Origin of the sequence: Patulibacter sp. SYSU D01012, assembly GCF_017916475.1 — a bacterium.
Lineage (GTDB): Bacteria > Actinomycetota > Thermoleophilia > Solirubrobacterales > Solirubrobacteraceae > Patulibacter.
Map to the genome: position 1 here is coordinate 2,032,934 of NZ_JAFMTB010000001.1, position 7,418 is coordinate 2,040,351.

The 7,418-nt window shown below is 74.5% G+C and carries 6 protein-coding genes; all 6 read left to right on the forward strand.

The window, feature by feature from the left end; genetic code table 11:
- The first annotated feature begins 23 nt into the window (after positions 1-23).
- The 6 genes from J3P29_RS09345 to gatB all read left to right on the forward strand — a co-directional run bounded on the left by J3P29_RS09345 (position 24) and on the right by gatB (position 7,245).
- Positions 24-2,399 (forward strand): UvrD-helicase domain-containing protein, encoded by a 2,376-nt coding sequence (locus tag J3P29_RS09345; RefSeq protein WP_210492911.1) that lies wholly within the window; start codon positions 24-26, stop codon positions 2,397-2,399.
- Positions 2,400-2,438: 39 nt separating this feature from the next.
- A complete protein-coding gene (gene folD, locus J3P29_RS09350) occupies positions 2,439-3,305 on the forward strand; it encodes a bifunctional methylenetetrahydrofolate dehydrogenase/methenyltetrahydrofolate cyclohydrolase FolD (RefSeq protein WP_210492912.1) in 867 nt (288 codons plus the stop codon).
- Positions 3,302-3,907: a hypothetical protein gene (locus J3P29_RS09355; protein WP_210492914.1), complete on the forward strand. Its 606-nt coding sequence runs from the start codon at positions 3,302-3,304 to the stop codon at positions 3,905-3,907. The genes folD and J3P29_RS09355 overlap by 4 nt, the downstream gene beginning before the upstream one ends.
- Positions 3,908-4,035: 128 nt before the next feature.
- Positions 4,036-4,320 carry an Asp-tRNA(Asn)/Glu-tRNA(Gln) amidotransferase subunit GatC gene (gene gatC / locus J3P29_RS09360; protein WP_210492916.1) on the forward strand — a complete coding sequence of 95 codons (285 nt, stop codon included), beginning with the start codon at positions 4,036-4,038 and terminating at the stop codon, positions 4,318-4,320.
- A gap of 4 nt (positions 4,321-4,324) precedes the next feature.
- On the forward strand, positions 4,325-5,800 hold the full coding sequence (gatA, locus tag J3P29_RS09365; RefSeq protein ID WP_210492917.1) for an Asp-tRNA(Asn)/Glu-tRNA(Gln) amidotransferase subunit GatA: 1,476 nt from the start codon (positions 4,325-4,327) through the stop codon (positions 5,798-5,800).
- Positions 5,800-7,245, forward strand: coding sequence for an Asp-tRNA(Asn)/Glu-tRNA(Gln) amidotransferase subunit GatB (gene gatB, locus J3P29_RS09370; RefSeq protein ID WP_210492920.1), 1,446 nt, complete (start codon positions 5,800-5,802; stop codon positions 7,243-7,245). The genes gatA and gatB overlap by 1 nt, the downstream gene beginning before the upstream one ends.
- Positions 7,246-7,418: the final 173 nt, after the last annotated feature.

A 7,418-nucleotide genomic window follows, 5' to 3' on the forward strand; every position in this document is an offset into this window, starting at 1 on the left:
GGCCCAGCTCCTATCCTCGATGGGTGAGCTCCGTGGACGCCTACGCCGCCGAACTGCTCGAGGGGCTGAACGAGCCGCAGCGCCGCGCCGTCACGCACCCCGGCGGGCCGCTGCTGGTGATCGCCGGCGCCGGGTCGGGCAAGACGCGCGTGCTGACCCACCGCGTCGCGTACCTCGTCCGGACCGGCCAGGCGGGACTGGGCGAGATCCTGGCCGTCACGTTCACGAACAAGGCGGCCGCCGAGCTGCGCGAGCGCGTCGGGGCGCTTCTGGGCCGCTCCACGCGCGGCCTGTGGGTGCAGACCTTCCACAGCGCGTGCGCGCGGATCCTGCGCGTCGAGGCCGAGAAGCTGGGCTACACCCGCGGCTTCACGATCTACGACTCCGACGACTCCAAGCGGCTCGTCAAGCGCTGCCTCGAGGCCGAGGGCGCCGACCTCAAGCGGTTCACGCCCAACGGGGTGCGCAACCAGATCTCGGACCACAAGAACCGCCTGCGCTCCGTCGAGCGGGCGCAGGACCTGGCGCACGGCCCGTACGACCGCACCGTCGCCGACGCGTACGCGGCGTACCAGGAGCAGCTCGTCCGCAACAACGCGATGGACTTCGACGACCTGCTCGTCCGGACCGTCGACCTGCTCGAGCGCTTCCCCGAGGTCCGCGCCCGCTACCGCGCCGCGTTCAAGCACGTCCTCGTCGACGAGTACCAGGACACGAACCCCGCGCAGTACCGACTGCTGCAGCTCCTGTGCATGGACGACCCGATGCACCAGGGCGGCGACGACCCGCTCGGGCCGCTCGCGGGCGAGGAGCCCGGGCACCGCAACCTGATGGTGGTCGGCGACGACGCGCAGTCGATCTACGGCTTCCGCTCCGCCGACATCCGCAACATCCTCGACTTCGAGCAGGACTTCCCCGACGCCGAGACGATCAAGCTCGAGCAGAACTACCGCTCGACGCAGCACATCCTCGACGCCGCGAACGGGCTGATCGCCAACAACGCGCACCAGCTCGAGAAGCACCTCTTCACCGACCTGGGCGCGGGCGACGAGGTCCGCGTGCGCGCGGCGGACGACGACTTCGCCGAGGCGCGCTGGGTCGTCGGCGAGATCGAGCGGCTCGCAGGGGAGGGCGTCCCGCTCAGCGAGATGGCGATCCTGTACCGCACGAACGCGCTCTCGCGGACGATGGAGACGTCGCTCGTCCAGGCCGAGCTGGGCTACCAGGTCATCGGCGGTCAGCGGTTCTTCGACCGCGCCGAGGTCAAGGACGCGATGGCGTACCTGACGTGGCTGCAGAACCCGGCCGACACCGTCGCCTTCGCCCGCGTCGTCAACCGGCCGCGCCGCGGCATCGGCGACACGACGGTCGGGCGCATCCTGGCCCACGCCGCCGCGACGGGCGTCACGCCGCTCGAGGTGCTGGACGACCCCGCCGCCGCGGGCCTGAAGACCGCGGCGTGCCGCGCGGTGTCGAGCTTCGGCGACCAGGTCGCGCAGCTGCGCGAGTCGATGGCCGCCGCCGGCGCCGACCTGCGCGTGGCCGACCTGGTCGAGGACGTCCTGCGCGTGACGGGCTACCGGGCCGAGCTCGAGGCGTCGAGCGACCCGCAGGACGAAGGGCGGCTGGAGAACCTGGACCAGCTGCACGCCTACGCCGACGAGTACGACCACGAGGAGCATCCGGACGACGGCCTGACCGGCCTGGACCGCTTCCTGCAGCAGACCGCGCTGATCTCGGACGCCGACCGCGCGGCCGCCGACGAGGGCGGCAGCGTCACGCTGATGACGCTCCACAACGCGAAGGGCCTGGAGTTCGACGCGGTGTTCCTCGTCGGCCTGGAGGACGGCATCTTCCCGCACTCCCGCGCGATCGACTCGGGCGAGCTCGACGAGGAGCGGCGCCTCTGCTACGTCGGCATCACCCGCGCGCGGCGGCACCTGGCGATCACGTGGGCCCGCCGCCGCGCGCTCTACGGGCCGCCGCAGACGCAGGTCCCCAGCCGGTTCCTGCGCGAGCTGCCGCACGACGCGCTCGACGAGGCGTCGCCCGAGGCGCTGTCCGGCCGCCCCGGCGCGGGCGGCCCGATGCGCCCCCGCGCCGACTTCAGCCGCCTGGGGCGGATGGGCGCGCCGCGCGCCGGCGGCGCGTCCGGCGGGGGTGGCGGCGCGTCCAGCCTGGCCGGGCTCGGGCTGCGGCGCGGCAGCGACCTGCAGGCCGACCGCGCCAAGGCGGCCGAGGACGCGCCGACCTGGACCGCCGGCCAGCGGGTGCGCCACGTCAAGTTCGGCGAGGGCGAGATCGTCGGGATGGACGGCGACGTCGTCGTCGTGCGCTTCCGCGGGTCGGGCGAGAAGCGGCTGATCGCCGGCTTCGCGCGCCTGGAGACCCTCGACTGAGCCGGCCGGATCGCCCCGCCACCGGCTAGCCTGCCGGGGGTGTCCGGCACGATCATCGACGGCAAGCAGGTAGCGGCGGAGGTCCGCGGCGAGGTCGCCGCCGACGTCGCCGCGTTCGTGGAGCGCTACGGCCGCGCGCCGGGCCTGGCGACGATCCTCGTGGGCGAGGATCCCGCGAGCGCCGTCTACGTCGGCGGCAAGCAGCGCGCGTGCAAGGAAGTCGGCCTCCAGGGCTTCGACCACCGCCTGCCCGCCGACGCCACGCGCGAGCAGGTCGTCGCGCTCATCGACGAGCTGAACGCCGACGAGCGCGTCAGCGGCATCATCTGCCAGCTGCCCGTCCCGGCCCACCTGGACGGCGTCGAGCTGACGAACCTGATCGCCGCCGAGAAGGACGTCGACGGCCTGACCGTCGCGTCCGCCGGCCGCCTGGCGCTCGGCCTGCCGGGCCTGCGTCCGTGCACGCCCGCGGGCGTCATCCGCCTGCTCGACCACGCCGGCGTGGAGCTGCAGGGCACCGAGGCGGTCGTCATCGGCCGTTCCAACCTGTTCGGCAAGCCGATGGGTCAGCTGCTGCTGCAGCGCAACGCGACGGTGACGACCGCCCACTCGCGCACGACCGACCTGCCGGCCGTGGCCGCGCGCGCCGACGTGCTGATCGTCGCCGTCGGCCGCGCCCAGATGGTCCAGTCCGACTGGGTCAAGCCGGGCGCCACCGTCATCGACGTCGGCATGAACCGCCTCGAGGGCGGCACGCTCGTCGGCGACGTCGACTTCGACGCCGTCGCCCCGGTCGCGGGCGCCATCACGCCCGTCCCCGGCGGCGTCGGGCCGATGACGATCGCCAAGCTGCTGGCCAACACGGTGCAGGCGGCGCGGATGCAGGCGGGCGAGGAGCCGAAGTGATCGGCGGACGCCTGCGGACCGGCGAGCTGCTGGCGTCCCTCGGCCTGCTCGGCCTGCTCGCCACGCTCTTCCTGCGGCTCTTCGCGGTCGACGCCGACGGCGCGTGCGCGGACGACCCGATCTCGCCGCCCGTCTGCGCCGACACGATCCGCGAGCACGCCACCGGGCTGGGACGCGGCTGGGGGACGCTCGGTCACCCGTGGCTCGAGCTCGTCGCGATCGCGGCCGCGTGGCTGCTGGTCGTCGTCGTCCTGGCCGTGCGGGCGCGCGCCGGCCGGCCGACCTACGGCGCGGTGGTCTCGACCGTGCTCGGGGTGTTCGTCGTCGGGCTCGTGCTGCTGCTGACGGCGATCCGCTCCCTGCTGGCGCAGCCCGGGGCCGGATACCGCCTCCCCGACGGCACGGTCGTCACCGTCGGCACGAGCGTCGCCGCGGGCGGCTGGCTGCTGCTCGCGTCGCTCCTCGTCGGGCTCGTCGGGCTGTGGGTCGCGATCGCGGACGACCGGCCCCGGGCGAGCGAGGGCGCGCTCGCCCCGCCGCCCGAGCGGCTCGCCCCGTCGCGGCGCGACGCGCCGACGGCAGCGGCCGAGCCCGGCGCCTGATCGCGGTCCGCCCGTCCCCGGACCCGGGGCCGGCCACGCGCGTCCGCCCGACCGCACGGGACCCCGACGCCCGCGTCGGCCCCGGCGCGTCCGCCCACGGCAGGGCCGCGGACTACCATGGGCCGGGCATGATCGACCGCGACACCGTCCTACACGTCGCCACGCTCTCCCGGTTGGAGCTGCACGACGACGAGATCGAGCCGATGGCGCGCGAGCTGTCCGCCGTCCTCGGCCACCTCGAGACCATCTCGGAGCTCGACCTGGAGGGCGTCGAGCCGACCGCGCACGTCGTGGCCGGCCAGGGCCTGCTGCGCGCCGACGAGCCGCACCGCTCGCTCGACCGCGACGTGGCCCTCGCGCAGGCGCCCGACGCGACCGACGACGGCTTCCGCGTCCCGAGCCCGCAGGCCTGAGCGCATGACCGATCCGATCTCCCTCTCCGTCGTCGAGGCGGCGGCGGCGCTGCGCCGCGGCGACCTCGGCCAGGACGAGCTCTTCGCCGCGTACCGCGACCGCGCCGCCGCGGACGACACGAACGCCTTCACGTGGCTGGCGGACGACGCGGGCTCCGCGCTCGCGGGCCGCGACCGGCCCGGCACCGACAGCGTGCTCGCCGGCGTGCCGCTGGCGATCAAGGACCTGTTCTGCATCGAGGGCGTCCCGACGGCCTCGGCGTCGAACATCCTGCGCGGCTACCTGCCGCCCTACACCGCGACCGCCGTGCGCCGCCTGCAGGACGCCGGCGCCACGGTCCTGGGCAAGACGAACCAGGACGAGTTCGCGATGGGCTCGTCGAACGAGAACTCGGCGTTCGGCCCCGTCCGCAACCCGTGGGACCGCGAGCGCGTCCCCGGCGGCTCGTCCGGCGGCTCGGCCGCCGCGGTCGCCGCCGGCCTGGCGCCCGCGTCGATCGGCACCGACACCGGCGGATCGGTCCGCCAGCCGGCCGCGCTCTGCGGCGTCGTGGGCCTGAAGCCGACGTACGGCACGGTCTCGCGCTTCGGCATGATCGCCTTCGCGTCGTCGCTCGACCAGGCCGGCCCGATCGCCCGCAACGTCGCGGACACGGCGCTGCTCTTCCGCGCCATGACCGGCCCGGCGGACCGCAACGACTCCACGTCGATCGGCTGGGACACGAACAGCCACCCGCTCGACCTGCCGACCGCCGAGCGCCTGGACGGCGTGCGGATCGGCGTCCCCGTCGACCTGCTGGGCGAGGGCATCGAGCCCGGCGTCCGCGCGGCGTTCGACGCGGCGCTCCGCCAGGCGGAGGGCCTGGGCGCGACGGTCGTCGAGATCGCGCTGCCGCACGCCCGCCACGCGCTCGCGGCGTACTACCTGCTCGCCCCGGCCGAGGCGTCGTCCAACCTGGCCCGCTTCGACGGGGTGCGCTACGGCAACCGCGCCGACATCGACGGCGGCGGTCTGGTCGAGCTGTACACGAGGACCCGCCACGACGGCTTCGGCCCCGAGGTCAAGCGGCGCATCATGCTCGGCACGTACGCGCTGTCGAGCGGCTTCTACGACGCGTACTACCGGCGCGCGCAGCAGGTCCGCACGAAGATCGTCGAGGACTTCCGCGCCGCGCACGAGACGGTGGACCTGATCGCCACGCCGACGAGCCCGACGGTCGCCTGGAAGCTGGGCGAGCGCACGGACGACCCGGTCGCGATGTACCAGGCCGACGTCACGACGCTGCCGTTCTCGCTGGCCGGCGTCCCGGCGATCTCGCTCCCCTGCGGCACGTCGGAGGGGCTGCCGGTCGGCCTGCAGCTGTCCGGGCCCGCGTTCAGCGAGCAGACGATCCTCGACGCCGCGCACGCCCTCGAGGCGACGCTCGGCTTCGACGGCACCCCGGCGCGGACGGGCGCCGGCACGAAGGAGACCCGCTGATGACCGCGTACGAGCCCGTCATCGGGCTGGAGATCCACGTCCAGCTCGGCACGAAGACGAAGATGTACTGCGGGTGCGAGCTGGTGTTCGGCGACCCGCCGAACACGCACACCTGCCCGGTCTGCCTGGGCCTGCCCGGCACGCTGCCGGTGGTCAACGGCGAGGCGATCCGCCTGGGCCTGATGATCGGCATGGCGTTCGGCGGCGAGCTCGCCCGGCGCGTGGTCCTGCACCGCAAGAGCTACTTCTATCCCGACCTGCCCAAGGGCTATCAGCTGAGCCAGTTCGACGAGCCGCTCGTCGACGGCGGCCAGCTCGGCGACGTGCGCCTGGAGCGCGTGCACGTGGAGGAGGACGCCGCGAAGCTCGTCCACGCGGGGTCCACGGGCCGCATCGGCGGGTCGACGTCGTCCGTCGTCGACTTCAACCGCGGCGGCACGCCGCTGGCCGAGATCGTCACGCGGCCCGACATCCACTCCGCCGAGCAGGCCAGCTCGTGGCTGCGCCTGCTGCGCGAGACGCTGCGCCAGCTCGGCGTGTCGGACGTGAACATGGAGGAGGGCTCGCTGCGCTGCGACGCCAACATCTCCATCCGTCCGGTCGGCGAGACCACGCTCGGCACGAAGACCGAGCTGAAGAACATGAACTCGTTCCGGTTCATCGAGCAGGGCATCAACGCCGAGGTCGCCCGGCAGACGCGCATCCTCGAGTCCGGCGGCCGCGTCGAGCAGGAGACGCTGCACTTCGACCCGCGCACCGGGTCGATCACGTCGCTGCGCTCCAAGGAGGGCTCGCACGACTACCGGTACTTCCCCGAGCCGGACGTGCCGCCCGTCGTCATCCCGCAGGACCTGTTCGACTCCGCGCGCGCCGCGATCCCCGAGCTGCCGCTCGACCGCGCGGAGCGCTTCCGCAGCGAGCTGGGCCTGCACGACGAGTCCGCCCGCCTGCTCGCGTTCCGCCGCGAGCTGGGCGACTACTTCGAGCGGGTCGTCGCGGCCGCCGGGCCGGACGCCGACCGCCAGCAGCTGGCCAACTGGATCGGCAACGACCTGGTGCGGCGCCTCGACGGCGACGAGGCGACGGACGGCGACCCCGCGGCGTCGAAGGTGACGCCCGAGGCGCTCGCCGAGCTCGTCGCGCTCGTGCAGGCGAAGACGATCAACCGCAAGGCCGGCGAGCAGGTGCTCGACGTCCTCGTGGCCGAGGGCGGGACACCGGGCCCGATCGTCGAGCGTGAGGGCTTGGCGGCGATCGGCGGCGGCGACGAGCTGCGTCCGGTCGTGCAGGCCGCGCTCGACGCCAACCCCGACGTGGTCGAGAAGCTGCGGAGCGGCAACATGAAGCCGATCGGCGCCATCGTCGGCCACGTGATGCGCGAGACGAAGGGCCGCGCCGACGGCGGCGAGGTCACGCGTATCGCCCGCGAGATCCTGGGCCTGTAGGCCCGCGCCGGGCGGGGTGGTCGGCCCCGCCCGCGCGCTGCCGCCGGCCGGCCCACCGCCACCGTCCGACCCGCCGCGGCGGACCGGGCGCCCGGTCCGCCGCGGCGGGCGCCCGGCGGCGGCGGGCGCGGCGGCTCCGCCGACGGGCGGGATCCCGTCGGGGATGGCGCCCC